Consider the following 26,223-nt stretch of genomic DNA (forward strand, 5'->3'; position numbering starts at 1 on the left):
CAAAAAAAGTCACTGACAGCTCTGTCAGCAACTTATTTTCACTAATTGATGTTAATTTGGTAGAGGATTGCTGTGAAGATAGAAAGAAAGGCAAAGAAAACTACAATAAGACTCACCCAAATGATATGCTTTTTCTTCTCATAATTCATTACCGCAATAAATTCACGAAGAAAGGCAGGAACCCGATAGTACATGGCGGTCTTTCCTCCTCGTCCCCCTTGGGCATTCAGACCTAACTTGGCAGCAAAGAGTGCTGCCCGGAAAACGTGATAATCTGAGGTGAAAAATATAAATTTTGTTTGAATCAAACGAGAAGAAAAGACAAGATTCTCATAGGTTGTGCGTGACTGATCCTCAACCATCGTGCGCTCGTATGGGAACCCCAATTCCTCTACAGCATAGCGTTGCATTGCTAAACCCTCAGGAATTTTTTCATCTTCTCCTTGACCTCCTGAAAATACGAGTATTGTCTCTTCATCACGCACAGCTTTTACTGCAGCCTTTATCCGATTTCCTAAAAGCTTACCCACGTTTTCACCTTGAATAAGTCCAGCCCCTAGCACCACATAATAAGGAGCCTTTTCCTTACGAACCCGCCTTCCATAGACCCAACTTGACAAAAAGAAAATACCAAATTGCCAAGCAAGATAAACAGAGAGTGCAGGATAAACCATACTCAAAATTTTCAACCAAGTCCAGCTGTCAGGCAATCTTCCCATAGACAAATAAATCCAGTCAATAATTAAAAAGGCAAACACGACAATTGGCAGCAAGAGGTTACTGATGGATTTAGATTCACGGCGCCACATTTTTACTGTTAAGACAACAATACTAATCGGAACCACAATACCAATCACAAAAGGTAAAAAAAGCAAAACAAATACTTCAAAGGCTAGTAAGCTAAGTAGGACGCTTTGATGCAGCTCTGTTAAGACCAAACCACTCCCAATAATCCCATTGACCGTAATCCACAAACTGATTAGATAAAAAAAAGAGAGTCGCCCTAAGCGAAGGGTTCTAATATCTCTTAATTGTCGCATTTCCCACCAAAACAGAAAAGTTATCCCGGCAAAAAATAAGGTTAAAATTACCCCAATAATAAATAATCCATAATCTTCCATGAGCTTATTCTATCATATTTTCTAGCTGCTTCAAACTAGCCAGCCTCTTCCTTTTTAAAAATCTCAAACTGTGAATAACTCAGATAGAAATATATTTTTCTCGATATAAAAAAACTTATCCCATTTGGATAAGTTTTTGAGGTTATAAAACAGCAAGTACGGCGAAATTAATAATAAACAATATCGCAACCACCCAAATAACAGGTTTGACTTCTTTTACTTTACCCGTAAAGAGTTTTACAAAGATGTAAGTAATGAATCCTGCTGCAATCCCATAAGAGATTGAGTAAGCAAGTCCCATAAATACTGAGGCAAAGAAAGCAGGAATTGCTTCAGTCAAATCACCCCATTTAATTTCTTTAAATGATCCAAGCATCATCATCCCAACAATAATCAAGATTGGTGCCGTTGCTTGTGTTGGAACAATTGCAAGTAGTGGTAAGAATAAACTTGAGATAGCAAACATAATCGCTGTTACAACAGAGGCAAGACCAGTACGTCCTCCTGCTCCGATACCGGCTGCAGATTCAACATAAACGGTTGTGTTTGATGTTCCGAAAATGGCTCCGATTGGAGTAGCAATCATATCAGCAAACAAAGCTTTATCCATTTTAGAAGAGAAACCATGGCTTGTTTCCATATCTTTCAGATCTTCATCCGTAAAGATTCCTGTCGCACGTCCTGTTCCAATGAAGGTACCAATTGGATCAAAAACAGAGGTCAATGAAAAGGCAAGGATAGTCATCAATACTTCTATATAACGTGAAGAATCAGAAAAGAGTGTTCCAAAACCTTTAGGGCCAAAAGCAGCTCCAAATGTTGTTCCCATCTGATTTATCGCTGTACCCAAGTTGTTTTCTGCAAACAAAGTGTGAACATCTACTTTAACTACACCAGTAAGAAGGGCTAATATCGTCGTAATCAAAATAGACAGTAAGATCCCCGCTTTCCACTTCCGGATAACAAAGAACATGGTAACGACTATACCAACTAAGGCAATAAGAACAGCCGGATCATTGAAAGTCACAAGTTCCGGTACAATTGAGGAATTAGCAGTAATTGTTCCATGATTGTTCACATAAGTCCCTGGATCTGCAAGAAAACGGAGCAAACCAGCATTTTTAATTCCGATATAGGCGATGAAGATCCCAATCCCACCACCAATTGCGTGCTGGAGACTTTCTGGAATACCTAGGATAATGGCCTTCCGAATGGAAGTAAAAGTGATAATGATATTGATCACACCACAGATGAAGACCATCGCCAATGCTTCTTGCCAGGTATAACCCAGAGAAAGGACAACGGTATAGGCAAAGAAGGCATTTAACCCCATACCTGGAGCGAGCGCATAAGGGACGTTCGCAATTAGCGCAATGGCCAATGTCCCAACAATTGAAGCTAAAATTGTCGCCAAGAATACTGCTTGGACAGGCATACCCGTTGTACTTAATACTTGTGGGTTGACAAAGAGGATGTAGCTCATAGCAAAGAAGGTTGTCACCCCTGCCATTATCTCACGGCCAACTGTAGTGCCGTTTTCTTCAAGTTTAAAGAACTTGTTCACAAATAATTTCTCCTTTTTAGGGGTAAGATTTTACCCCTTTTGATAAAAAGTTGGACATCGTTCAACAACATCCGTCATAAAATTTAAAAAGATTATATTATTATTCTAATCAGTTTTAGTTAAGGAAACAAGATTTAACTCAGTCTTTTTCTCAAAAAAGTGCTCATCGTTCGGAAATATCGAACTTGTTTTAGGATTCAGTGGTTATTGTTCGCTGTATTTTAAGAAGGACTGAGGTATCCAAGTATGTTATAATAGTTAAATTGAGAGAATACGATGTGAAAGGGCGTTTCGATGAAAAATGTTAAGGAAAGAAAACTTATTGCTATAGACCTTGATGGGACAACTTTACAATCAGACGGACGGACAATAAGTCGGTATACAAAATATGTTTTTAAACGAGTAGAAGCTTTAGGTCATATTATTTGCATTACAACGGGTAGACCTTTTCGGATGTCGCTTGAGGTTTATCGCGAACTGGAATTAAAAAGCCCAGTCATTAACTTTAATGGAGCACTCATTTCCATGCCCAATGATCGTAACTGGCCTTATACCAAAGCTCATTATATTGACCGCTCCTTTATCTTTGATCTTCTGCGTCACCAACAAAATTTCAATCTTAATTTTTTCGCGGTTGAATACCGTAGAAAATTTTTCTTAAACACCTTCAAAAATGTTGAACCCCAGCTTTTTGGTGTGGAACGTTTTCAACCTTATAATCGTCTAAGGGCTGACCGAGTGACTGACAACCCACACGCAGTTCTGCTTTCAACACGACAAAAAGATAAACTAGCGCTTGCTGCTGAAATGAAACGGCATTATAATGGCAAGATTGATGTCGGAGTCTGGGGTGGCCCGAACGGTATTCTTGAAGTTGTCCCTAAAGGAATCAGCAAAGCATCTGGCCTGAAATATTTACTCAAAATTTTAGATATTTCAGTGGAAAACCTGATTGCTTTCGGTGATGAACATAATGATATCGAAATGTTCAAACTCGCCCCCAATGCTTTTGCCATGAAAAATGCTTCGGCTCGCTTAACGCCATATGCCACCGAAATTTTACCATGGACGAATGATGAGGATGGAGTGGCACGCCAACTCGAAAAACTCTTCCTCATGCCAGAACAAAACACTCCTCTATGAGACTCAAACATCACTTCAGGCTTCATCTTCAAAAGAACTGACCTTTTCTTGTCAGTTCTTTTTTCTAGTCATGTGAACGGGTCTACCTACTAGCAAAAAAGAAACATGACTCACTAGTAACTTCCCTCTCTTAAAAGGCTCCTTTTCATAGCATTAAAAAAACCTAAGCTTTTGCTCAGGTTTCTTATTTTTAATCACGATTGTTTCCACCTGCAATACCGAAAATGCGAAGTAAGAAAAGGAACATATTGAGGAAGTCAAGGTAGAGTGCCAAGGCCATAGAGATAGCCCAACCATCACTCACTTGTCCATTATTATGATTGTAGACTTGGGTAATTTTTTGATTATCCCAAGCAATTAAACCAGCGAAAATCACTACCCCAGCAATGCTCGTCACGAACATTAAAGCAGTCCCACCAACAAAAAAGTTCAAAAACATAGCAACGATAAGCCCCCAAACAGCAACTCCCAGAGCTTTACCCATTGCAGAGAGGTTACGTTTTGTTAGACGTCCATAGAGCGAAAGTCCAAAGAACATGGCCGCCGCTGTAACAAAAGCTAAAGTAATACTTGTTGCTGTGTACATAAGCAAAGTAAAGCTAATCAAAAATCCCATAAATGCTGCATAACCGATAAAGATGGGTAGTGCCATTTTAGAATTCTTCATCGCTAAGCTTTGCAGCGAAACAACCATCACAAGCGGGATAATCCAAAGCACTAAGAAGAATAAGCTTCCACTTTGGAGAATTGCAGTCATGTTATCTAGAAAAAATGTTATCATTATCCAAGAAACCAGCGCAGAAACGAGCACTCCTACTCCCATCAGCGCATAAATCTTGCTGAAAAAGGCGTTCAAGCCATCTCTTTGTTGGTCAAAGATAATATCGTTATCATTCATATTTTGCATTAAATTTGGCCTCCTATTTTTAATTTAATTCTAAGTTTATTCTATCAAAAAATTGTCGCCTTGTCATCCGACTTAAGGCTGATTTTTCCCTTAACTCAAAACGCAACTCATACTTCTTTTGGTGTGATGGTCGTTAAGGCTTTGTGATAAACCTTGATTTCAAGTGGAAGTGGATCACTTTTGTCTCCATCAATTCGTGAATAAGGGATATCTTTCTTACGCTGTGAGCGTGTCGCCATCTTCAAATGTGCGGTGTCAAAATGATTCATTTCTGTGAAATTTTCAAATTGACCTTTTCTTAACTTACGGAGATGTAAGAGAATCTTCAAAAGATTAATTTCTTTCAAAGAATAAACACGCATGAGTCCATCATCAACTTTAGCTTCAGGCGAGAGGGCTTGCATCCCACCAATCGTGTTTGTCATGGTGATCAGTAATAATTTTGTCTTAAGATGCTCTGTCTTACCATTATATGTGACTTCAATATGATACGTTTTATTATAACGCAAAACTTTATAGGCATCTTTGAGATAAGCTAATGGTCCAAATTTTTTCTTTTCAGACGTCCGAACATTTGCTGCGATATCAGCAAGTATTCCTAAAGTCAGACTTGACATCATATAGTCTTCATTCACTTTTGCAATATCAATCTTCCGAACTTCCCCCTCTTTTAGATTTTCAAGGGCTTCTTCTAATTTTTGCGGAATCTGAAGAGATTTGGACAAATTATTTACTGTACCATTGGGAACAATTCCAAGCAGACTCTTGCCTCCTCCTTCGAAAACACCGCCGCAAATTTTATTGATGGTACCGTCCCCTCCTAAGGCTATAACCAAATTTGTTTCTTCTTCACTGGCTTTTTTAGCCAGTGCCACTGCCTCTTTAGGACTCTCTGGATTGACAAATTCAAGTTCAAATTCTTTATTATCATCCCGTTCAAAGAAGTCTTTAATAGTTTGCAATACTTTTTCTTGATCATTATTTCCTGACTTTTTATTGTAGAAAACTTTTACTTTTTTCATACGAGACTCCTTACATTTGACACCTTTTTTCCTAAAAATAATGCCAGCTCTTCCTTCTATATTATAACATAGCCTCTAAAAAATACACTTTCGCCTGTTTTTGTCTTTTTTTATCCTTCATAAGTTACTGACAGCAGGGTCAGTAAAATAAAAAGAGCCTGTCAATAACTGACAAGCTCCTCTAATATACATTTTTAAAAAATTTTAATCCAAGCTGAAAGAAGGTAAACGTTTGAAATGTTTACGTTTGTTCCATTTGTATTTAAGATTGGCTGACCCTTCTAAGGTTGCCACATATTTATCTACTGCTGTCACAATCCAACTTTCTTTATAGCGTGGCGGATTGATTGTTGCACCGAACATATGTTTGATAATGATATCTTTTTCAAGCTCTGACAAAGTGGTCAGCTTGCGCGCATTACGGTAGGCGATATGCGGGTGGACATAAGCATGACTTTTAGCAAATTTTGTTTCGCGCCAGTCATAGTAGAAAAGGTCATGCAAAAGACCTGCTCTCGCTGTCGCTTTAGCATTAAGGCCTCGTTTTTTTGCAATAACATAGCTCACATAGCTTACTCTCAAGCAGTGTTGCAAGCGGGTAGAAGTGTAGTGATGTGTGATTTCATCAAGTTTTTTTAGTTCATCCATTTCCAATAGATGACCTACATAACTCATATATTCTGCATCGTTGAACCACGGTTTTTCATCTAAATTCATGATTCGATTATAACACTAAATTTCCTATTGTCAATACAATATGCCCTTTTTTTTAATTAAAATTTTCTTTTATAACCCTTAGTTTGTTAAATTAAACTCTTATGATTACTCCTCCCCTAGCCTAAAAGTTGATTTCCCATATTTATTTGTTTATTATTTTCAAGGTCATTTCCCACTATTTTTTCAAAAAAATAGACCAGTAATAGTTTACAAAAAAGTATTTTTCCTGTATAATTGATAGGTATTAGAAAAATCTTGGAGGGTGTAGTGTGCCCACCTGGGACATTAAATCAACCACTTTTCTATGAAAAGTAATAAAGGAGATAAAAAATGGCTAACATCAAATCTGCAATCAAACGTGCTGAATTGAATAAAATCGCAAACGAACGTAACGCTCAACAAAAATCTGCAATGCGTACTGCTATCAAAAAATTTGAAGTAGCACCTTCAGAAGAGCTTTTCAAAGTTGCATCTTCATCAATCGATAAAGCTGCATCAAAAGGCCTTATTCATGCTAACAAAGCTGCACGTGATAAATCACGTCTTGCTGCTAAACTTGGCTAATTAAAATTTCTGTCAGCTCTGACAGATTTTTTTTTACAAAAAAACCTTCCTTTGGAAGGCTTTTTTATTTAAAAATAGCGAAATCTTGTGCAGTCAAGCCAATAAGTGGATCAATACTACCGGCTAAAATGGCGCGTTCGCTTAAGCCCTCCGTAGGATTTGCAACCTCATTTTCATCTTCAAAGAGCGAAATTTCTTGAGTGTCACTGATGGGATCATCAGTACGTTTTTGCGTAAAAGTTTGTGCGCCAGTTATGCTAGAGTCCTTTTGGAGGTCAGCAGACGAATCACCCTCCTTATCCATTAATTCGGTAGTGATTGGTTGGCTTGACTTCTCAGAAATTTCAGTGAAGCGTTCAATCAAATAGGTTTGACGATTAGCTCCTTCACGTGCAACAGCTTGTGCAAAAGCTTGTTGTTCCCCAAGTAAAATTAAACTCTGTTTAGCCCTAGTGATGGCAGTATAGAGAAGATTACGTTCTAACATTCTTGAATAGGAACGAACCATCGGTACAATTACCGTAGAAAATTCTGAGCCTTGGGATTTATGAATGGACATGGCGTAAGCCAAAGTGATTTTGTACCATTCTGCACGAGGATAGGACAATTCTTGCCCGTCAAAATCCATGACAAGCTCATCTTGCTTACTTTCTGTGTATTTAGCTGGGATCAACTCAGTGATCTTACCCAAATCTCCATTGAAAACATTGGCCTGCGCATCGTTGACAAGATGTAATACTTTATCTCCTTCACGAAAATGCAATTCTCCAAGGTTAAACTCTAAGCGTTCTTCTAAAGGATTAAAAAGATTTTGCAAGAGAACATTCATCGCGTTGATTCCCGCCAACCCTTTATACATCGGAGCTAAGACTTGTAACTCAAAAGGGTCATTCCCTTTTTTTTGCCAAGCTGAAGCGATTTGCTCGACCATTTTTGGTACAAGATTGGCTCCAACTTCAAAGTAAGATCGATCTGTTTTTTTCATTGTAAAGTCAGTGGGCAAATGACCATCTTTGATGTGATGTGCCAAGTCGGTGATGGTCGAATCATCCCCTTGTCGAAAAATTTTATCCAACTTAATTGAAGGGAGAGCTTCGATTTTCAACAAATCTGCAAAAACTTGCCCAGGACCCACTGAAGGAAGCTGATCACTATCCCCTACTAACAAGACCTTCATCGAACCCGGTATCGCTTGAAAAAGTTTATGAGCAAGCCACGTATCGACCATTGAAAATTCATCTACAATCAATAAAGCACCAGATAATTCATTTCCCATTGCTTCTTCTGACTCATCCTGTCCTAAACCAAGATGACGGTGAATAGTCGCAGCGGGTAAGCCTGTTAATTCATTCATGCGCCGAGAGGCTCGCCCTGTTGGTGCTGCTAACAATATCGGAAAAATATCATCATTGTAGTGCATCGGATCTAGATCAAGCTGATGAACACGGGCGTAAGTTTCAATGAACCCATTAATAATTGTCGTTTTACCTGTACCGGGGCCTCCTGTGAGGATGAAAAATTGCTCATTCATTGCGCCTAGGATAGCTTGCTTCTGCAAGGAATCATACGTTATTCCGAGGTCCTTTTCAACCTCTGACACCACTGTCAGTAATTTTTCTTCTGAGACTTGGTCCCCATGCCGTCTTGTCAGCGCCGTCAAAGATTGACGGATACCATCTTCCGCAAAGTAAAGGGAATTTTCAAAAATTTTGGTTCCCTCTTGTTGTACCTTCCCATCAATAATTAATTCATTAATCGCCTCAGCAACCTTTACCGGATCGACCTCCCGATTTCTCGATTCTTCAAGCAATTCGACCGTTTGTTCCAATAAATTTTTGGCTTCGATATAAGTATCACCAGTCGTTGCTGAGTGAGTATTTACCATGTGTATAAGTGCTGCGCGAAAACGGTTTGCACTATCTGCTTCAATGCCTAGCCGTTTTGCAATGCCATCTGCTGTTTTGAACCCCACCCCTTTAACATCTTCTACCAGTTGATAGGGGTTTTCTTCAATCGTCGCAAGTGTTTTATCCTTATAAAGCTCGTAAATTTGGAAAGTTACTTTACTAGGCAGACCATACTCGGCGAGTTTTGCCAAGATTTTTTCCATGCCATGATTTTCTCGTAATCGTTTCACAAATGAATTTTTGCGTGCTAAAGACAAGATACCATCCAATTGCTCAGGCGCTTCTAAAATCTGATCCACAGTATTTTCTGGAAAAGTTTCAACGATTTTCTCAGCTGTTTTTCTACCAATGCCAGGAAATTTATCTGAAGAAAAATATTTGATAAGGCCAGCTCCAGAAGTGGGGAGGGCTTTTTCGTACTGACTGACCTGTAATTGTTCACCATATTTTGGATGTTGAGTCAACTGACCATAAAAAGTGTAGGCATCTCCTTCTACCACATCACCGATAGTACCATTTACCACAATTTCAAGGTCATCGTAGTTTGCATTTGTTTCTTCAATTTCTACTAGTAAGACTTTGTAAAAATTACTTGGATTAGAAAAAAAGATTGCCTCGATTGTCCCCGTCACATAAGTTTTTTCGGTCATAACTTTTCATCCCAAACTTTTAATTCAAAACCATCCGCCACATTTTCTAAAACGGTTATTGTATTATTGGCGAGGCCCCCCACAGCCCGAAGTTCGGAAATGCTATAACCTGCTAAATGGCGCATTCCTGCTGTACCAGATGCCCCGTGTCCTACAAGTAAAACATTTTCAGCATCAGATTGGAGAAGCTCCTCAGCGAGTGAATCAAAACGTCTCAAAACCGACGCAACAGATTCTGCTCCAAAAGCAGATCCATCAAACTGGTCCAGCTGAAATCGTGAATCATGCATTGCTTTAGGATATTTAGCGATAGCATCTTGAATATACCAGCCTTCCAACTCGCCAAAATTCCACTCTGACAAACGTTGATCAGAGCTAACAGGAGCATCAGTTAACAAATGAGCCGTCGTCAATGCGCGAGGTTGAGGGCTAGATAAAACTTGATCAAATTTGATGACAGACAGATGTTTACGGACACGTGCTATCGCTTCATAAGACTCTGGCAATAATGGTGAATCTCCTTTTTGTCCCTGTAAACGTCGTGCCAAGTTCCACTCCGTCCTACCATGTCGTACAAAATAAATTTTCACTTCTTACACCTCATCTACTGCATATACTAAATAATCCCCTAATACTCGTACTTGTACCCCTAAGGTCACAAGTTCTTCAATAGCAAAGGAGATTTTGGATCGATTTTCTTTATTATTGACGACATCAATCACAAAGAAATATTGTCCCAATTGTGTTTTCAAAGGACGTGATTCAATTTTTGTCATATCAATATCACGCCAGGCAAATACTGAAATTGCTTTATGCAAGGCCCCCGGTAAGTTATGGGGTAAAGTCAAAGCTAAACTGACTTTTTGGCCTTGCACAGGTAAATCAAATCTCTGCTTATCTTTTCCTAATAACCAAAATCTCGTAGTGTTTTGTGCGCTATCTTGGATATTTTCAGCTAATATTTCTAAGTCAAACATCTCAGCTGCTTGATAATTAGCTACCGCAGCAATTGGTCGCTCTGGATGTTGCTGGACAAACTCTGCTGCTGCTGAAGTCGATGGCATCACCTGTACTTGGGCATAGGGATAATGTGCGCGAAGATAGTTTCTTGTTTGAGCTAAGGCCTGCGGATGCGAATAAATCAGCTCAAGAGGTTGTTCCGAGGCGTGTCCCAATAAATTTTGAGAAATGGGTAGGGTAAACTCTCCCACTACATCTGCTTTAGAATCATGAAAAAGCTTATCAATACTCATAGTGACAGAGCCTTCTGTAGAGTTTTCAATAGGAATCAATGCAAAATCACAGCAGGCTTGCTCATATGCTTCAATAACTTCTATAATCGAATCATAGGCGCACCGCTTATCCGTGGGGAAGGCGTATTCTGCAACAACTGAACAAAATGAGCCGCGCGGCCCCAAATAAGCTACTTTCATTTATTCATTCCTCCACTTATTTTGTATCTCAGCTACTATTTCTTCTGGGGACTTTTGGGCAACTTCAACCACTAAATCAGCAACCGCCTCATAATATTTTTGGCGTTGTTCAAACAAATCTTTTGCTTTAGTTTTATCTTGAGCTAAAGGTCGATTCGTCAGGTCATCATTGATAATTCTCTGCCAGAGTGTATCAAAATCTGAGGTTAAATAAACGACTTGTGAGTGGGCTGCCAAGGCTGTTCTATTTTTTTCATTTTCAACGATTCCACCACCAGTGGCGATAATCCAATCTTTTTCGATCACTTCTTGAAAAATTTCATTTTCCACTTTACGGAATTCTAGTTCGCTAAATTCTGCAAAAAAATCAGCGATAGGCATTCCAATACGTAATTCAATCAATTGATCTAAATCTACCACCTCTTTTCCTAAACGTTTAGCAATGGTAGATTTTCCAGCACCCATAAAACCTATTAAGATGATACTCATTTTAGCCTTTTCCTTTAGATTTCTTATTGTGACTTCTTCATCAAGTGATTCAGATCTTCAAAGAATTGAGGATAACTGGTTTTGATTGCTTCAGCGCGTTCCAATTCCATTTCCCCTTCTTCTACCAAGAGGGCTGCAATGGCTGCCATCATTCCGATGCGATGGTCCCCCAAAGTATTGATGGCACGCTGAGGAGCATGTAACTTTGTTTTTCCCTCAATGATCATTCCATCATCAGTTGGCGTAATCTTTGCACCCATCGCATTTAATACATCAGCCACCACTGCAATACGATCCGTTTCTTTCACTTTTAACTCAGCAGCATCTCGAATAATCGTTTGCCCATTCGCTTGGGTAGCTAGTAAGGCAATGATAGGGAGTTCATCAATTAAGCGAGGAATCAAATCACCCGAAATCTCCGTTCCTTGGAGGCTGCTTGTACGCACAGTTACGGTGGCTGATTTTGCTGTCTCATCAACTTCAGAAATTTCTAGCAGCCCTTGCATAGCTGTAATGACTTCCAAAATTCCTGTTCTCGTCTCATTAATCCCCACATTTTTTAAGGTTACCTTAGAATGTTCGACAATTAAAGCGGCAACCAACCAAAAAGCGGCCGAGCTGATATCTCCAGGCACTGTCACTTCCTGTCCCTTAAGCTCTTGCTGTCCTGGAATATAAATTGTTTTTCCTATGACTTTGATTTCTCCACCAAACTGAGCTAACATTTCTTCTGTGTGAGATCGGGTATGCTCTTTCTCAACAATTATTGAGTCCCCTTCAGCTTGTAATGCTGCAAAAATAAGCGCTGATTTTACTTGAGCAGAGGCTACTGGTAGAGTATACTCTATCTTCTGGAGACGGGAGCGTCCTTGAATCGTCATTGGAAGTTTAACCCGTGACGTTTCCCCTGTAATGCTCGCCCCCATCAATCGCAATGGAATTGCCACACGATCCATCGGACGTTTAGATAAGCTATCATCCCCCAGTAGGGTAGTCTCAAAAGGCAAGCCAGCTAGGATACCTGATAATAGACGAGTTGATGTCCCAGAATTGCCCATGTCTAATGCTTTTTGGGGTTTCTTTAGTCCTTTAAAGCCTTGACCTAAAACACGTATATCCTGTTCGTCATCTTCAATCTGCACACCCATCGCTCTGAAAGCTTCTATCGTAGAATATACGTCTTCACCACGCAAAATATCATGAATCAGAGTTTCACCATGAGCAATTGCCCCAAACATAATACTACGATGGGAAATTGATTTATCGCCAGGGACACTCAGCACCCCATTTAATCCTTTTGAATGTATTGTTAATTTCATTTTATATCCTAAACGTTTTTAGTATTTATTATAACATAAAAGGGCGCTAAGCACCCTTACTGCTAATAGGTCCATCTTGTGAAGCGCTCACGCTCTGACTTCAAAATCTGTCGCTAACTGTATGATTTGATAAGCACGCTCCAAATCTGTTTCCGTTTTAAAGCTAATTTGAAGTTGACCATGCGTATCTTCACGATTTTCCTCATTTATTTTAATATTTGTGATAGAAAAATCTTGGAGTAAGGCGAGAATACGCAGAACTACACCTTTTTCATCGGGGATAGCTACAAATAAATCATAAAAGTTCGGAATCGCTCCGCGATGGATTTCCATGTTTTGTCGGATGGATTTGCCTTCGTCAAAAAAATGCTTCAACCCTTTTTCATCTTGTGCTTTTATTTTGACACTTAAAGCGTCCAATTGTTCTTTGAAGGTTTCTATTCGCTCTATAATAACATCTGGATTTGATAAAAGTATTCCTGTCCACATCGTGCTATCGGCTTCTGCAATTCGAGTCATGTCTCGAAAACCACCAGCCCCTAATTGTCTAACCAGGGGATGAGTTACGGCATATTCTTCTGCTTGAAGTACTAAACTCGAAGCAAGGACATGAGGAAAATGAGAAACCTGTCCCGTGACCTGATCGTGTTCTTTAGGATTAACGATAATGAACTTTGCTCCTAAACCTTTTAATAAATCTCGGAGTGCTACGTTTTCTTCCGTCAAGACATAATAGGCATTTTCAAAAAGATGCACATCCGCTGCTCTTACACCTGATTTATGTGAACCAGCCATTGGATGCCCTCCGACAAAAATTATTTTTTTGGACTCAAATAACTCTTGTGCGAGTTGAATTATCGACTGTTTAGTTGAACCTGTATCGGTAATTAAAACTTGCTCTTTTAGTTCAAGCTCGGCCAATTCACGCAGCGTCTCTAGGGTCGCTTCAAGGGGGAGGGCGATGAGGATGATATCAGCTTGTTCAGCTGAACAAAGGTTAGGTGCTGCATGATCAATAATCGTTTGCTCTAAAGCAATCGTTTGAACTTCTGGTCGATCATAGCCCCATATTTCATAGTGTGGATGTGCACGCTTAATACCAAGGGCTATGGAGCCTCCAATTAAGCCCAAACCAATAATCAGTATTTTCTTCATCTTTTTATTCTTTCGTTATAGTAACAGTAGTTCCTTGACCAATGTCTGAATGGATAGTAATTTGAAATTCTAACTTGTCTAAGATTAATTTTGATAAATAGAGGCCTAAGCCTGTTGATTTCTGCTGAATCCGACCATTAAAACCTGTAAAGCCATGTTCAAAAAGTCGGGGGATATCTTCTTTGAGGATACCGATACCCGTATCTCTAATCTCAAGTTTTCCTGGCTCTATCTGAATAAAAATCCCACCAGAGTTGGTATACTTGACCGCATTATTCAAAAGTTGTTCAATAGCTAATGTCAACCAACGTTGATCAGAGGTCACCACCCACTCTCCTTCAATGTTTAGGCTAAGTTCCTTTTGGATAAAAAAAGTGCTGTACTTTTTTATAAGTTCTCGCATAATGTCGGCCATACTTACCTTATCAAAGCGGAAATCCGTAGCTAAATTATTAATACGTTGATATTCAAGCAACATCTTAAGGTAATTTTCAAGCGAAAAAACCTGATTTTTTAATTCTTTGGGATCGACTTCTGTTTGAGTCATCAGATCAATTGCGGAAAGTGGAATTTTCATTTGATGGGACCAAACACGGATAATATCTTCTAACTCTCGTTCTGCTAAGTTCTGCTGATCGAGTTTTTTTTGTAAGGTTTGATTATCTTGGACAACAGAACAAATGGCTTGTTGGACTCCTTTCCATCGAAAATAAGAAGAAATAAGATAGATAACAAAGATAATCAGAGCAAATAAACTACTGTTGAAAAATGCCATCATCGGTAAGCGCCAAAGCCAAAAATTGACGATATAGATTGCCAGCATGAGCAAAAACACACCAATTTGGGGGATTTTTGCTTTTAAAAATTTAAACCAAAGCATAGCCACATCCTCGTTTTGTCATAATGTGTTGATCAAAGCCAATTTCAGAAAGTTTTTTACGCAGGCGAGTCATTTTTACATTCAGCGTATTGGTATCAATGAACTCATCTGTTTGCCAAAGCTCTTGCAATATTTTTTCTTTCGTAACGACTTGTCCATTTGCACGAAAAAGTAAGGTTAAAATCTTGTTTTCAGAACTGGTCAACTCTACTTCTAACTGTTCGCTCTCCTCTTTTAAAATCAGTGTATTTTCAGTTAGAAAATAATCTGCAAACTCTAATTTTTCAGCACCAGCGAAGGCATAAGTTCTGCGAAGGAGGGCTTTAATTTTAGCAGTGAGAATCTCTAGGGAAAATGGTTTAGTGACAAAATCATCAGCCCCTTGATTCATTGCTGTAATTTGATTCATGTCATCCGAGGAAGAGGAAATAAAAATAATGGGGATTTGTGAAACTTTGCGAAGCTCATTTGTCCAATAAAAGCCACTGTAAAACGGAAGCCCAATATCCATCAAAACAAGATCAGCATTGAATTCCAAAATTTCCTGCTTTACTGCTCTAAAATTAGCCACACTCCGAACTTGGAATTCATTTTTTAGTGCGGAAGTGATGGCTTTGACGATAATTTGGTCATCTTCTACAATAAATATTTTTGCCATGATCTAGTCTTCCTTTCTTAGATTTATTTGTGAAATTATCTGTGTTCCACTAATGCGTTCATACCAGAGTCTTCTTGTTTTTGAAAAACTTGCTACAAGTAAATCAAATAAAGGAAGAATCATCAGCGCAAGAAAAAGTAGAATGAGGAGGTAATTCTGTGCTAACTGCTCATGCGGAATCGTACCTGAACGTTCCAAAAAATACCCTTCTAAGCCAACCGGTATAAAACTGACACAAAACAACATTTGTCTTATCAAAACTCGAAAACGATTTTTTCCATCAATCTTAATTTTGAGCACCATTTGTCCTAGGGTCACTTTGAAAAGAATTGGGATGAGAAGGAGAAGGACTGCTTGTGCCACATAAGGTTGAGGTAAAAATATTCCAACAATCGAGATGAGAAAAACGTCCACCAATAATGCCGTAAAGCGTCTCAAAAGACTGACTCTAGATGAAGGGAAATAGGTTGCTTCTAAATCGGGCAAAAAGCGGCTAAAAAGGACAGCAAAACCAAAGCCAACCAAGCTCCCTAACGTGTTAATCATCAAATCGTCAACATCAAATAAGCGATAAGGACGCGGGTAAAGACCGAGCAAAGCTGAACGTTGCAATAACTCAAAGGATAATGTCAAAAGAAAGCTTAATATCAAGGTTTGTTTGAATGTTCTTTTAAATAAATAGCGAAGATAAAGCCCAAATGGGAGCGTCAGTAATAAATTAAAAAAGGGCTGAATAAACGTGAAGTTTTTAAGTCCTGCAAGCCATGTTGAAGGATCATCCCATCTAAATGGACTATATAACATAAACTGTTTGACAAACTCGAAAGGGATTAAATTTTGCTTAGGCCCCGTCATCTGCACTACTTCTTCTACGGGCGGAAGCGGAAAAATCGTCATGGCATAGGCGCAAATAAGATATAAAACGAAAGAAAAATTAACAAAAAAGCGCCAAGAATTGACGTGACCATAGCGTCGATACTGGATAATCAGATAAGGGATAAGGGCAAGTAATAAAAAAACAAAAAAAAGGAGTACTCCAATTTGGATGGAGTGAAGATAGATAGACATGGGTTCCTCTCAAGTAAGCGAATTAGAATCTAAGACCCACAACCAAATAAAAAAATTTTCTGGAAAGGTGGTCTTTTGTTACTATCATTATAACAAAAACTCGTCCCTTCCTCCTTTTTCTACTTTCATAAAAGCAAACAAAAAACTGACAGAACTGTCAGAGCTTACGTCAATTGTTTTAACAACTTTTCGATAAGTTCAGTGGTCCGTCAGTTAATTTTTAGCGTTCAACGATATGATAATAAACACGACTCGTTGCTTTGTAAATCAGATAGTAGATTGCTGCTAACAAGGCAATCGTTGCAAGTCCAATCATGAAAATCAAACTGCGATTAGTAATCCCAAAGAGCATGACTATTTTTTCAATCATCAGATAAGCCCCAGCATAGTGCAAAATCGTAATTACAAGTGGGAGGAAGAAAATCATACGTACTTGCGATTTAATTGTTTTTTGAACTTCATCCTTAGATAGTCCAACTTCTTGTAAAATCTTGAACGAGCGTTTATCTTGTGCTCCTTCAGAGAGCTGTTTATAGTAGATGATTAAAGCTGCACCAAGAATAAAGCTCATTCCCAAAACGAAACCAACAAAGACAAATCCGCCAATTTGTGCGCGTTGATCTTGTAAAGCTTCACTCCGGTAAGAAAGACTCAGATTATTATCAGCTCCAAACGTTTGTTTAAAAGCCTTATTCATTGCTTTTTTATCCGCAGCAGGGAGATCAAAAAGTGTTAAAGTCATCGGCGATTGGCTATAACCTTGATCTTTATTAATCACATTGTTATAGTTATCCAAAGCCTTTTCTAAGGCTTGGTTATTTGCAAAAATAATCATCATTGAGTTGGTCAAGCTCACATCTTCTGGAAAGTTCTTCACATCTTTTAGAATATCTTTAACTTGATAATCTTTGCCATACCAGTGAACTGTCTTTAACCCAGTAGCTAATGAGCCATCTTTACTGGCTGACGAGCCTGTCAGTAAAATTTCTTGATCGTCCAAAGCTGGTAAGTCTTTATTTCCGATTGCCTCCAAGCTATCGCGCGTGGTCAACGTCACTGTATAATTATTTTTATCAATCATACTTCCCAATTCATTCGAAGTGATAAATTGATCGTTGGAGGAAGCTTTACGTTGCGCAGACAAACTGGACGCCATGTAAATGCTTGATAAGTGACTAATTTTGATCCCATGAGCTGTAGCCATTTTTTGTGTCGTTTGGCGCAATTGATCTGGCGTTTCTTGGGTATCAACTGAGAAAATTTGCGCTTCACGAGGGTATTGGGTCTGTACGACATTTTCCGTACCAATGAAAACTCCCAAACTCACCACAACCGTCACAATCGTCATGGAAAGTAAAATAGTAATATTTCCCAATCCAACTGCATTGGCTTTCATGCGATAAAGCATTGAGCTTGTGGTAATAAAATTATGGGGTTTGTAATAACTGGCTCTTTTTTTCTTTCGTTTGAGGTACCAGACAGTAAAACTTACATAGAAGAAATAAGTTCCAAAGATGACCAGCAAGACAGCAATGAAGAAATTAGTCAGAGCAGAAATCGGATTATCCACACTCAAGGCGATATAGTATCCAATCGCAAGAAGAATCACAGCAAGCCCTGCTAAAAAGATATTGGCTTTAGGTTCCTTTTCCCCTTTGGACTCTTCACGGAGTAAGTCAAGGCTTGAAGAGCGCCAAATGATCCACATCCCAATAAACATTAAAATAATGAAAAAGATGAGATAAAGGGCAGCCACCAATAAAATAGAACTAGGATTGATTTCGAGATTGAAATAATTTCCCCCAATCATATTAACAAAAATAAGATAAAGGAATTTAGAAAAGGCAATCCCACAGATGGATCCCACAACGACTGTAATCAAATAACTCAATAACAATTCGAGAAAGGCGACACCTGCGATCCGTGTTTTGCCAAAACCGAGTATATCGTAAAGCCCAAATTCACGAGAACGTTGAAGTTGTAAGAAACGATAACTATAAATTAATATCAAGACTGAAAAGATTGCGAGTACAACTAAAGCAAAACTCATCACTTCAGAGAGTGCAGCACCGCCGCGAAGTTTATCGATAGAAGGCGAGAGTGCGATAGATGCTGTGACAAAAATCATCACAAACATCGTGATACAAGCCATTAAAAAAGGAGCAAAACTTTTAAAACCCTTTTTCAGATTTCTTGTGGCAAGCTTGAAACTAAGCATTTGCCGTCACCTCCTCATCATCTTGCGCACCAAGAAATGCGGTCATAGAGAGTGTAATTTCTTTGGCAAATTCTGTAGAAGATTTGTCCCCTCGATAAAGCTGATGATAAAGCACACCATCTTTGATGAATAACACGCGTTTGGCATGGCTAGCTGCTAGGCTAGAGTGAGTTACCATAATAATGGTTTGACCAGCATCGTTGATTTCTTCAAAAAGATTGAGTAAGTCTTCTGAATTTTTATAGTCGAGCGCAGCAGTTGGCTCATCTGCAAGAATTAAGTCCGGTTGGCTAATTAATGCACGCGCTACGGCAACCCGTTGTTTTTGTCCCCCTGAGAGCTCAAACGGTTGTTTGTCCAACAAATTTTCAATATTTAATTTTGGGGCAAGTTGGGCCAATCGTTCTTTCATAAGCTTGACATTAGCTTTAGAAAGCACTAGCGGTAGATAGATATTATCCCGAACGCTCAATGTATCTAATAAGTTAAAGTCTTGAAAGACAAAGCCCAAGTGGTCTCTGCGAAAGGCAGAGATTTCTTTATCTTTAATAGCTGTTATGTCTTCTTGGTTCAATAAGACTTGACCTGAGGTAGGTTTCTCAAGTGTCGAGAGAATATTTAGAAGTGTGGTTTTCCCTGAACCAGATTCACCCATAATAGCGATGTATTCCCCCTCTTCGACCCCAAAATCGATATCGACAAGCGCAGTCGTTTCTTCTTTTGAAAATCGTGTTTTAAAAATTTTTTTGAGATGTTTAACTTCGAGTAACATAAATCTTCCTTTTCTAGTTGTGTGTTTCTTTCATATCTTCAAGTTTCATCAGGCGTTTCTTAACGGCTCTCATCGTATAAAGTAAGCAGCCTCCCATTAGTGAAGCAAGAATGATGGTAAGGGTCATCAAAGCGATGTTAATTTGCAAAAATGTCATGAGGGTTCCTCCTATTTTCGGATTTAAGTCTTACGGAAAGTTCTGATTTACTGACCGCTTGGTCAGTAACTGATGAAGACTTTAGGGATTTTGAGCGGTAATCTTGGCGAGTGCTTTTTCTGGTACGTCAGCTTTTTTTACTTCTTCCCAGCTTGTCACGCCTTTACGGTTATTGTAGGTGATTTCTAAATAAGCTTGGTGGCGCAAATTATGTGTGGCAGTAAAATCTAAGTGCTTTGCTTTACCTGCTTTTTGATAAGCAACGGTTTTATATTCATAATCAGTATAGCTTTTTCCGCTATCATCTTTAGATTTTACTTTCTCACCATCTTGAGTAACCTGCATATAGTAGTTTTCACCACCATAGCTTATATGATACCAAGTATAAGCTCCTCCTACAACGACAAGCAATAATGCAACTAAACCAATTAAAATTTTCTTCATGTTATTTTCCTTTATCCTTTTTGTTGATAAATTCATTTTAACAAGAAAGACAATAATTAAAACTTACAAATTCGTAAGTTATTTTTTTAAAGCCAAACATTTGAGTCGCTAAAAAAACGAGTAAACAAAAAACCTCTTTGCGTCCAAGAGGTTTTGAAAAGTTTTTTTACTTTTATTTTATCGTTTAATAAGCTTGTAGATGTTTTTTATAGCGCTGTAAGTCTTCTTTTAGTTTAGAAAAAGAGTCCGCATTGAACTGTTGACAGAGTTCCTGAGCAAGCACTGTGGCGATCACATTCTCCATCACTACACCCGCAGCAGGAAGTGCTGTAGGATCAGAGCGTTCGACACTCGCTTTATAAGGTTCATGCGTTTCCTTATCAACAGACATCAAAGGTTTATAAAGGGTTGGAATGGGTTTCATCACCCCCCGGATGATCAATTGTTCCCCGTTCGTCATTCCCCCTTCAAAACCACCTAACTGATTAGTCGAGCGCGCATAGCCTTGCTCTTTAGACCAAATGATTTCATCCATGACCTGACTGCCGGGACGTTTTCCAGCTTCAAACCCTAAACCAAATTCTACTCCCTTAAAGGCATTAATCGATACGACAGCCCCCGCGATTTTGGCATCTAATTTTCGATCATACTGAACATAAGAGCCTAGACCAGCGGGGACGCCTTCTACACGAGTCTCAATGATACCACCAATGGTATCGCCCGCCTTTTTGATCTGATCAATATAAGTGCGCAACTCCTCCGCTTGACGCTCATCATAGATAGATAAGTCACTGGCACCAGCTTTTTCTCGGATTTCTGACACGCTCAGCTGACTCGGACTATCAATTGGTTTTCCCCCAAAGTTGACAATATGATTAGCAACTTCGATACCAAGTTCGTGCAACAGTTTTTTGGCTACAGCCCCAACCGCTACACGCATCGTTGTTTCTCGGGCGGAAGAGCGCTCTAATACATTGCGCAAATCTTCAAAATCGTACTTCATCCCCCCTACAAGATCTGCATGACCAGGACGTGGTTTTGTGAGACGACGCTGAGATTTGATTTTATCCTCTACATCTTCTACTGCCATAATTTTTTCCCAATTTTTGAAATCGCGGTTTACCACGCTCAAAGTGATAGGGCTCCCCATCGTTAAACCATGACGCACACCAGAGGTGATTTCGACTTGGTCTGACTCTATCTTCATTCTTCCACCACGCCCGTAGCCACCTTGGCGGCGTTTGAGTTCGTAATTAATATCAGCTGCAGTGAGGGGTAAGCCTGCAGGGATTCCCTCAATAATGGCTGTCAGTTTTGGTCCGTGTGACTCTCCTGCTGTAAAATAGCGCATAGTTGTTCCTCCAATAGTTGATTTAGTCTTCGCCTATTTTAAAGTTTTTTTTCTTCAAAAAGGGAAATGATGTCCGTAAGTTTGTCGATTTTTTGCGATGTTTTGGCTTCTAAGAAATTGATGGATTGAATTCCGCTGTTCATTGCGACTTCTACATCTAGCTTGCGATCTCCAATATAATATGTTGCTTTAGGATCTAAAGCGTATTTATTCAATAAATAATGAATTCCTGCCGGATGAGGTTTGCGTTCAAATCCATTTTGACTAGTGATGACTTCTGTAAAATAATTTAAGATATCAAGTGCTTCTAGTAATACATAAGCATTTTGTCCTTTATGGGTATAGATAAAACTAGGAATGTGGCGTCCTTGAGCCCATTCAAGCACTTCCCTTGCTCCTGGCATTAGCTTGACTTCCTTATTAAGCATCACGCAAGCCTGATTGAATTCATCCTTGAGTAGGCCTTCATCAACAGGTTGAGCTTTCAGTAGCTCATTGACCGAACGCTCCTTAATAAATCGATAAATTTCTTCACGCTCAAAAGGCAAATCATGTTTTTCAAAGGTGGTTTCAAGCGCTTTTATAAAAACGCCATAAGAATCAATCAATGTCCCATCTAAATCCCAAATAAAAGTCACCATTTTAGACCTCCATCAATTGTTGATAAATTGGCATAAGTTGATTGAGAGTGGCCATCATTTCTGAAAAGATGACCTCACTAGACTGGTCTTCGAAACGCTCAGCAGGCCATACCCTTCCAAGTTCGAATTCAGCTTTTTTAACTTTTCCTAGACGTTCTACTGCTGCTGACCAGTCTGTCAGCGGGAAGAATTCAGCTTTCGTGTGATCTTTAGAGAGCACAAAGTCTTTTGGGACAATATCTCTGAGTGAAGGATCCGCCAAACGCTCAGCATAGCGCTGTTGATTTTTAGGCTGATCAATAATAGACAGATAGAGAAAAACATAATCTTGCCAGATACCCAGTTGAAAATGAGCTTCCATTTTATAACCACGAGGCTTCGTTGAAAGAGCACACCAGGTATTTTCGGGTGGATTTGTCGTACGACGCAGGTGCTTTGCAATGTGCAAGTAAAAATTTTCCGTTGGAAAGTTTACTGACAGCTCTGTCAGTAACTTATTTCCTAATTGAGCAAAATCCGGTTGGATTATTGAGCGAATAGCTGCCATACGAGGTGTCAATCCCGCGACTTCAAAAACTTCAAATGATTTTTTTGTGAACATAGTTATTGTTGTAATCCTCAATCACTTTTAAGTGGTTCTTATTAAAGAGTGTAACATCTAAGTGCGCTAAATCAATCCAGCGCAACTCAAGTGTTTCCTCATCCGTGTAGGTCAAGTCTACTTCCGCTCCAGCATCGCAGACAAACCAATGTTCGATAGGTTGTGCTTGATCGCCGTTGGGATAGACAAAGTCAGACCAAGTATAGGTGCCAAATTTTTCAATATTGAGCAGTTGTTTTAGACCTGTTTCTTCATAGATTTCACGGCGAAGTGTTTCTTCAAAATCCTCACCCAACTCCATACAGCCGCCGATAAATCCCCAAAGATTGGAGTCCCCACGACGATTCATTAAAACTTTACCTTCTTTATTTCGAATGATTCCTACCGAAAAATTTAAAAAAACAGTTTCGTGACCAACTTTTGAGCGTAACCATTTGATATAATCTGCCATCTTTTCCTCCTCGTTTTTATAAAAATTTGATAAATACTATCCCTACTAACATGACCAATACCCCAATAATTTGCCAAATTTGAATCCGATAGCGACTTGAGCGCCACCAACCAAATTGTTGGACCAACATACTCCCAAGAATTTGTCCGATCAGACCCATCATGATTGTCAAACCAGCACCAATTTGGGGAACGGCTAATACAGTAGCAAAAACAAACATCGCGCCCAAAAACCCGCCAATTCCATTCCAAACTTTAGCATTTTTGAGTTCATTCCTACGAGGCAAACGACGATCGACTACTAAAGAGACAATAAAAATAGCTAAAAAACCAATGAAAAATGAGACAAAAGCAGCCTGTGCTGAATTATGCAATAAAACACCCAGTCGGCCATTGATAGCCTGTTGCGCAGCTGACATCGCTCCGACCGTGATTGCCCAGAGGCGCCACCCCAGTAAGTTTGCTGTCTTTTTTGCTTGATCCTTTTCCTTTAAACTTGGCAAAACCACGGCAATTATCACACCCAATAAAGTAATCACAATCCCCACTGCTCTAATGAGCGAAAGTGGCAAATGCATGGCTCCGAACCAGCCAAAATTGTCGATTAAACTTCCCATTAAAATTTGTCCAAGAATCGGTAAAATAACAGTCTGTACTGCACCTAAACGTGGAAAGAGGAGAACATTAGAGGTAAGAAAAATCCCACCAAGCAGCCCCCCGAGCCAAATCCAAGCCGGATGCGAGCTGACAAATCCCCAACTAGGAAAAAGGGTTTGAGTCGTCACAAGCGTGATGACTCCTAAAAAGACCGAACCCACAAAATTTGAAATTCCCGATGCCAAAAAAGGGGAGCCCACGATACGTCGTAAATCAGCATTGATCGGATTTTGATTGGCTAATAAGAAGCCTCCAAGCAAAGCAAAACCTAGATAAAGATACATTGTTTTTCTCCTTTAGAATTATTTTAGCAACTCCAATGAGTTGGGAGTTTTTCAATGCTACCACATTTTATAAACGAGATTGGCGCTTACCAATCACTTATTTTTTGAGATAGGTTTTCATCTCCTCAAGCGCTATCTCATTAACTTTTGCTTGACCAATTTCAGGGACAATGATCGTCTTGATTCGTTTTCCTCTCGCCTTTTTATCATGGGTTAACGCTGCATATAAGGCAGTCTCGTCCCAGGGTTCATAAGTCGTAGGAAGACCAAATTTTTGAACCATCTGCTGGATTTGTAAAGTAATCCCTTCTGGCATCAACCCTTTTTCTTCTGCGACTTGACTGATTTGTACCATGCCGATCGCGACGGCTTCGCCGTGCATGACCTTTCCATATCCCGCTGTCGCTTCGATCGCGTGACCAATGGTATGCCCAAAGTTCAGATAAAGACGCACGCCATTATCTAATTCATCATCCACTACTACTTTGCGTTTAACTTCGCAAGAGCGTGCAATGATTTCATCAATATGCTGCCACTTTTTCAATAAATCTTCTGCTGACAGGTCTGTCAGCAATTCCCAAAGGGCCTTGTCAGCAATGAGGGCACATTTTATGACTTCTCCCATTCCTTCTCGCAATTCCCGATCTCCTAAGGTTTTTAAAACATTAGGATCAATCAAAACACCGTCAGGTTGAGCAAATGTACCAATCATATTTTTAGCCATGCGTGAATTAATCCCTGTTTTTCCTCCAATCGAGCTATCCACTTGAGCCGTTAAACTCGTAGGAATTTGCAGAAAATGAATACCGCGCATATAGGTTGAAGCTACAAAAGCGGCTAAATCACCTGTCACACCCCCACCCAATGCAAGAATTCCATCTGACCTTGTTAAGCCAAAGTGAGCACAAAAATCCCAAGCTTGCTCAGCCGTAGTGAGATTTTTGCTGGCCTCACCTGCCGGAAATTCAAAGAGGGCCACCTCAAAGCCAACATTTGATAAGGCATTAAGAACCTTTTGACTGTAGAATGCACTGATCTTGTCGTCCGAAATAAGCACGATTTTTTGTGGTTGCCACTGGGCTGCTACCCACTGTCCTACTTGGTCAAGTGCCCCCTTTTCAACCCAAACCTCATACGGCTGATGAGGTAAATTAACCTTTATTCTCATTTTCAATCTCCCTTAACAAAGCTTCTTTAACTTGCGAAGTGGGCATCACTTTTCCAGTCCATAAGCGAAAGCTCTCCGCTGCTTGACCAATTAACATGCCCAAACCATTTTCTGTCTGCGCCCCTTGCCGTTTGGCCCACTTTAAAAACGGCGTCTCTTTAACTTTATAGATGATATCAATAACTAACGTACTTGAAAGAATTCGTACCTCTTCATCCAGCGGCATTCCAACTCCATCCATGCCCACAGAAGTCGCATTGACTAAGAGAGCTGATTCATCCAGTAGACTTTGCAAGCGAAAGCGTTCTGACAGACTAATCAGCTCAATCCTTATGCCAGTACGTACTGACAGAGCTGTCAGTCGGTGCTGCAAGGGCTCAAAAGAAGCTGACGGACGAGCTAGGACGTTAATTTTTTTAGCTCCCAATAACGCTGCTTGTGCAATAATCGCAATTGCGGCACCACCGCCACCAATAATCGTCAAGATTTCCCCCCTCATCTGAAAATCATAGGGCTTGAGGCTCTCAAAAAAACCACGGCCATCTGTATTATAAGCCACTAACTTTCCTTGGCTGTTGACAATTGTATTGGCAGCACCAATCAAGCGTACTTCCTCGCTCTGCTCATCCACAAAATCAAGGACAGCGCTCTTAAAGGGCATTGAGAGATTGATGCCATACATGCCCAAATTACGCACATTTGCAACACATTCGGCGAGATGCTCCGCCGGAATTTCCCAGGCCAAATACACTCCATTTTCTTCTGTCCAATCAAACGTAAAGTTATGAATAAAAGGAGATAAGCTGTGCTTAATGGGATTAGCGACCACAGCAGCCATCCGTGTATGTCCATTTATTTTCATTAAAAGTGCTCCCAACATTTA

27 protein-coding genes are annotated in these 26,223 nt (G+C 39.6%); 2 read left to right on the forward strand and 25 right to left on the reverse strand.

The window, feature by feature from the left end; all coding sequences use genetic code 11:
• Nucleotides 1-41: 41 nt before the first annotated feature.
• Both JW886_RS08155 and JW886_RS08160 read right to left on the reverse strand, forming a co-directional pair.
• Nucleotides 42-1,121: a YdcF family protein gene (locus JW886_RS08155; RefSeq protein ID WP_205871820.1), complete on the reverse strand. Its 1,080-nt coding sequence runs from the start codon at nt 1,119-1,121 to the stop codon at nt 42-44.
• Nucleotides 1,122-1,263: 142 nt separating this feature from the next.
• A complete protein-coding gene (locus JW886_RS08160) occupies nt 1,264-2,685 on the reverse strand; it encodes an NCS2 family permease (protein ID WP_200407378.1) in 1,422 nt (473 codons plus the stop codon).
• A gap of 294 nt (nt 2,686-2,979) precedes the next feature.
• On the opposite strand from JW886_RS08160, the gene JW886_RS08165 reads away from it, so the two are divergent.
• Entirely contained in the window at nt 2,980-3,828 is an 849-nt protein-coding gene (locus tag JW886_RS08165; RefSeq protein WP_075526200.1) for a Cof-type HAD-IIB family hydrolase, read from the forward strand.
• A 190-nt stretch (nt 3,829-4,018) separates the two neighbouring features.
• Here the strand turns inward: JW886_RS08165 and JW886_RS08170 are convergent, their stop codons facing one another.
• From JW886_RS08170 to JW886_RS08180, 3 genes are all read right to left on the reverse strand, one after another.
• Nucleotides 4,019-4,735 carry a Bax inhibitor-1/YccA family protein gene (locus JW886_RS08170; RefSeq protein ID WP_082272354.1) on the reverse strand — a complete coding sequence of 239 codons (717 nt, stop codon included), beginning with the start codon at nt 4,733-4,735 and terminating at the stop codon, nt 4,019-4,021.
• A gap of 107 nt (nt 4,736-4,842) precedes the next feature.
• The gene (locus JW886_RS08175; RefSeq protein ID WP_075526201.1) at nt 4,843-5,757 is read right to left on the reverse strand and encodes a diacylglycerol/lipid kinase family protein; all 915 of its coding nucleotides are present in this window, start codon (nt 5,755-5,757) and stop codon (nt 4,843-4,845) included.
• Between the two features lie 204 nt (nt 5,758-5,961).
• Nucleotides 5,962-6,474, reverse strand: coding sequence for an HD domain-containing protein (locus JW886_RS08180; protein ID WP_075526202.1), 513 nt, complete (start codon nt 6,472-6,474; stop codon nt 5,962-5,964).
• A 330-nt stretch (nt 6,475-6,804) separates the two neighbouring features.
• Here JW886_RS08180 and rpsT point away from each other — a divergent pair, with 330 nt between their 5' ends.
• Entirely contained in the window at nt 6,805-7,038 is a 234-nt protein-coding gene (gene rpsT / locus JW886_RS08185) for a 30S ribosomal protein S20 (protein WP_075526203.1), read from the forward strand.
• 64 nt (nt 7,039-7,102) lie between these two features.
• Here rpsT and recD2 read toward each other — a convergent pair whose 3' ends face one another.
• The 20 genes from recD2 to aroE all read right to left on the reverse strand — a co-directional run bounded on the left by recD2 (nt 7,103) and on the right by aroE (nt 26,202).
• Nucleotides 7,103-9,595, reverse strand: a complete 2,493-nt coding sequence (recD2, locus tag JW886_RS08190; protein ID WP_205871822.1) for an SF1B family DNA helicase RecD2 — start codon at nt 9,593-9,595, stop codon at nt 7,103-7,105.
• A complete protein-coding gene (locus JW886_RS08195) occupies nt 9,592-10,185 on the reverse strand; it encodes a histidine phosphatase family protein (RefSeq protein ID WP_205871823.1) in 594 nt (197 codons plus the stop codon). Before JW886_RS08195 ends, recD2 begins: the two co-directional genes overlap by 4 nt.
• Before the next feature lie 3 nt (nt 10,186-10,188).
• Nucleotides 10,189-11,028 (reverse strand): prephenate dehydratase, encoded by an 840-nt coding sequence (gene pheA, locus JW886_RS08200; protein WP_205871825.1) that lies wholly within the window; start codon nt 11,026-11,028, stop codon nt 10,189-10,191.
• Nucleotides 11,029-11,517, reverse strand: coding sequence for a shikimate kinase (locus JW886_RS08205; RefSeq protein ID WP_205871826.1), 489 nt, complete (start codon nt 11,515-11,517; stop codon nt 11,029-11,031).
• A gap of 23 nt (nt 11,518-11,540) precedes the next feature.
• The gene (gene aroA, locus JW886_RS08210; protein WP_205871827.1) at nt 11,541-12,836 is read right to left on the reverse strand and encodes a 3-phosphoshikimate 1-carboxyvinyltransferase; all 1,296 of its coding nucleotides are present in this window, start codon (nt 12,834-12,836) and stop codon (nt 11,541-11,543) included.
• Between the two features lie 87 nt (nt 12,837-12,923).
• Nucleotides 12,924-13,991 carry a prephenate dehydrogenase gene (locus JW886_RS08215; protein WP_075526209.1) on the reverse strand — a complete coding sequence of 356 codons (1,068 nt, stop codon included), beginning with the start codon at nt 13,989-13,991 and terminating at the stop codon, nt 12,924-12,926.
• A gap of 4 nt (nt 13,992-13,995) precedes the next feature.
• Nucleotides 13,996-14,871, reverse strand: a complete 876-nt coding sequence (locus JW886_RS08220; protein ID WP_075526210.1) for a sensor histidine kinase — start codon at nt 14,869-14,871, stop codon at nt 13,996-13,998.
• Nucleotides 14,858-15,529 carry a response regulator transcription factor gene (locus JW886_RS08225; RefSeq protein ID WP_075526211.1) on the reverse strand — a complete coding sequence of 224 codons (672 nt, stop codon included), beginning with the start codon at nt 15,527-15,529 and terminating at the stop codon, nt 14,858-14,860. Before JW886_RS08225 ends, JW886_RS08220 begins: the two co-directional genes overlap by 14 nt.
• Before the next feature lie 3 nt (nt 15,530-15,532).
• Complete coding sequence (locus JW886_RS08230) at nt 15,533-16,597, reverse strand: VanZ family protein (RefSeq protein WP_205871828.1); 1,065 nt, start codon at nt 16,595-16,597, stop codon at nt 15,533-15,535.
• A gap of 220 nt (nt 16,598-16,817) precedes the next feature.
• A complete protein-coding gene (locus JW886_RS08235) occupies nt 16,818-18,815 on the reverse strand; it encodes an FtsX-like permease family protein (RefSeq protein ID WP_205871830.1) in 1,998 nt (665 codons plus the stop codon).
• The gene (locus JW886_RS08240; protein ID WP_200407390.1) at nt 18,808-19,587 is read right to left on the reverse strand and encodes an ABC transporter ATP-binding protein; all 780 of its coding nucleotides are present in this window, start codon (nt 19,585-19,587) and stop codon (nt 18,808-18,810) included. Before JW886_RS08240 ends, JW886_RS08235 begins: the two co-directional genes overlap by 8 nt.
• Nucleotides 19,588-19,600: 13 nt before the next feature.
• Complete coding sequence (locus JW886_RS08245) at nt 19,601-19,744, reverse strand: hypothetical protein (protein WP_196756733.1); 144 nt, start codon at nt 19,742-19,744, stop codon at nt 19,601-19,603.
• An 81-nt stretch (nt 19,745-19,825) separates the two neighbouring features.
• Nucleotides 19,826-20,188: a YxeA family protein gene (locus tag JW886_RS08250; protein WP_200407391.1), complete on the reverse strand. Its 363-nt coding sequence runs from the start codon at nt 20,186-20,188 to the stop codon at nt 19,826-19,828.
• A gap of 184 nt (nt 20,189-20,372) precedes the next feature.
• Complete coding sequence (aroC, locus tag JW886_RS08255) at nt 20,373-21,539, reverse strand: chorismate synthase (protein WP_075526216.1); 1,167 nt, start codon at nt 21,537-21,539, stop codon at nt 20,373-20,375.
• A gap of 38 nt (nt 21,540-21,577) precedes the next feature.
• A complete protein-coding gene (locus JW886_RS08260) occupies nt 21,578-22,180 on the reverse strand; it encodes an HAD-IA family hydrolase (RefSeq protein ID WP_205871831.1) in 603 nt (200 codons plus the stop codon).
• Nucleotide 22,181: 1 nt separating this feature from the next.
• On the reverse strand, nt 22,182-22,781 hold the full coding sequence (locus JW886_RS08265; protein ID WP_205871833.1) for a DUF1054 domain-containing protein: 600 nt from the start codon (nt 22,779-22,781) through the stop codon (nt 22,182-22,184).
• The gene (locus JW886_RS08270; protein ID WP_075526219.1) at nt 22,759-23,232 is read right to left on the reverse strand and encodes an NUDIX hydrolase; all 474 of its coding nucleotides are present in this window, start codon (nt 23,230-23,232) and stop codon (nt 22,759-22,761) included. The genes JW886_RS08265 and JW886_RS08270 overlap by 23 nt, the downstream gene beginning before the upstream one ends.
• 16 nt (nt 23,233-23,248) lie before the next feature.
• Nucleotides 23,249-24,172: a DMT family transporter gene (locus tag JW886_RS08275; protein WP_205871834.1), complete on the reverse strand. Its 924-nt coding sequence runs from the start codon at nt 24,170-24,172 to the stop codon at nt 23,249-23,251.
• Between the two features lie 97 nt (nt 24,173-24,269).
• Entirely contained in the window at nt 24,270-25,340 is a 1,071-nt protein-coding gene (gene aroB, locus JW886_RS08280; protein WP_205871835.1) for a 3-dehydroquinate synthase, read from the reverse strand.
• The gene (aroE, locus tag JW886_RS08285; RefSeq protein ID WP_205871836.1) at nt 25,324-26,202 is read right to left on the reverse strand and encodes a shikimate dehydrogenase; all 879 of its coding nucleotides are present in this window, start codon (nt 26,200-26,202) and stop codon (nt 25,324-25,326) included. The genes aroB and aroE overlap by 17 nt, the downstream gene beginning before the upstream one ends.
• Between the last annotated feature and the right edge of the window lie 21 nt (nt 26,203-26,223).

It is taken from the genome of Lactococcus taiwanensis, from assembly GCF_017068355.1.
Lineage (GTDB): Bacteria > Bacillota > Bacilli > Lactobacillales > Streptococcaceae > Lactococcus > Lactococcus taiwanensis.

What these genes read in the sequence shown, in the direction of transcription:
- JW886_RS08250 (WP_200407391.1), bottom strand. Translation starts at nt 20,188, where the DNA reads ATGAAGAAAATTTTAATTGGTTTAGTTGCATTATTGCTTGTCGTTGTA.
- JW886_RS08165 (WP_075526200.1), top strand. Translation starts at nt 2,980, where the DNA reads ATGAAAAATGTTAAGGAAAGAAAACTTATTGCTATAGACCTTGATGGG.
- JW886_RS08175 (WP_075526201.1), bottom strand. Translation starts at nt 5,757, where the DNA reads ATGAAAAAAGTAAAAGTTTTCTACAATAAAAAGTCAGGAAATAATGAT.
- rpsT (WP_075526203.1), top strand. Translation starts at nt 6,805, where the DNA reads ATGGCTAACATCAAATCTGCAATCAAACGTGCTGAATTGAATAAAATC.
- JW886_RS08205 (WP_205871826.1), bottom strand. Translation starts at nt 11,517, where the DNA reads ATGAGTATCATCTTAATAGGTTTTATGGGTGCTGGAAAATCTACCATT.
- aroC (WP_075526216.1), bottom strand. Translation starts at nt 21,539, where the DNA reads ATGCGCTATTTTACAGCAGGAGAGTCACACGGACCAAAACTGACAGCC.
- aroE (WP_205871836.1), bottom strand. Translation starts at nt 26,202, where the DNA reads ATGAAAATAAATGGACATACACGGATGGCTGCTGTGGTCGCTAATCCC.
- pheA (WP_205871825.1), bottom strand. Translation starts at nt 11,028, where the DNA reads ATGAAAGTAGCTTATTTGGGGCCGCGCGGCTCATTTTGTTCAGTTGTT.
- recD2 (WP_205871822.1), bottom strand. Translation starts at nt 9,595, where the DNA reads ATGACCGAAAAAACTTATGTGACGGGGACAATCGAGGCAATCTTTTTT.
- JW886_RS08245 (WP_196756733.1), bottom strand. Translation starts at nt 19,744, where the DNA reads ATGACATTTTTGCAAATTAACATCGCTTTGATGACCCTTACCATCATT.
- JW886_RS08270 (WP_075526219.1), bottom strand. Translation starts at nt 23,232, where the DNA reads ATGGCAGATTATATCAAATGGTTACGCTCAAAAGTTGGTCACGAAACT.
- JW886_RS08275 (WP_205871834.1), bottom strand. Translation starts at nt 24,172, where the DNA reads ATGTATCTTTATCTAGGTTTTGCTTTGCTTGGAGGCTTCTTATTAGCC.
- JW886_RS08220 (WP_075526210.1), bottom strand. Translation starts at nt 14,871, where the DNA reads ATGCTTTGGTTTAAATTTTTAAAAGCAAAAATCCCCCAAATTGGTGTG.
- JW886_RS08180 (WP_075526202.1), bottom strand. Translation starts at nt 6,474, where the DNA reads ATGAATTTAGATGAAAAACCGTGGTTCAACGATGCAGAATATATGAGT.
- JW886_RS08230 (WP_205871828.1), bottom strand. Translation starts at nt 16,597, where the DNA reads ATGTCTATCTATCTTCACTCCATCCAAATTGGAGTACTCCTTTTTTTT.
- JW886_RS08235 (WP_205871830.1), bottom strand. Translation starts at nt 18,815, where the DNA reads ATGCTTAGTTTCAAGCTTGCCACAAGAAATCTGAAAAAGGGTTTTAAA.
- JW886_RS08265 (WP_205871833.1), bottom strand. Translation starts at nt 22,781, where the DNA reads ATGTTCACAAAAAAATCATTTGAAGTTTTTGAAGTCGCGGGATTGACA.
- JW886_RS08215 (WP_075526209.1), bottom strand. Translation starts at nt 13,991, where the DNA reads ATGAAGAAAATACTGATTATTGGTTTGGGCTTAATTGGAGGCTCCATA.
- JW886_RS08240 (WP_200407390.1), bottom strand. Translation starts at nt 19,587, where the DNA reads ATGTTACTCGAAGTTAAACATCTCAAAAAAATTTTTAAAACACGATTT.
- JW886_RS08260 (WP_205871831.1), bottom strand. Translation starts at nt 22,180, where the DNA reads ATGGTGACTTTTATTTGGGATTTAGATGGGACATTGATTGATTCTTAT.
- aroA (WP_205871827.1), bottom strand. Translation starts at nt 12,836, where the DNA reads ATGAAATTAACAATACATTCAAAAGGATTAAATGGGGTGCTGAGTGTC.
- JW886_RS08225 (WP_075526211.1), bottom strand. Translation starts at nt 15,529, where the DNA reads ATGGCAAAAATATTTATTGTAGAAGATGACCAAATTATCGTCAAAGCC.
- JW886_RS08155 (WP_205871820.1), bottom strand. Translation starts at nt 1,121, where the DNA reads ATGGAAGATTATGGATTATTTATTATTGGGGTAATTTTAACCTTATTT.
- JW886_RS08170 (WP_082272354.1), bottom strand. Translation starts at nt 4,735, where the DNA reads ATGCAAAATATGAATGATAACGATATTATCTTTGACCAACAAAGAGAT.
- aroB (WP_205871835.1), bottom strand. Translation starts at nt 25,340, where the DNA reads ATGAGAATAAAGGTTAATTTACCTCATCAGCCGTATGAGGTTTGGGTT.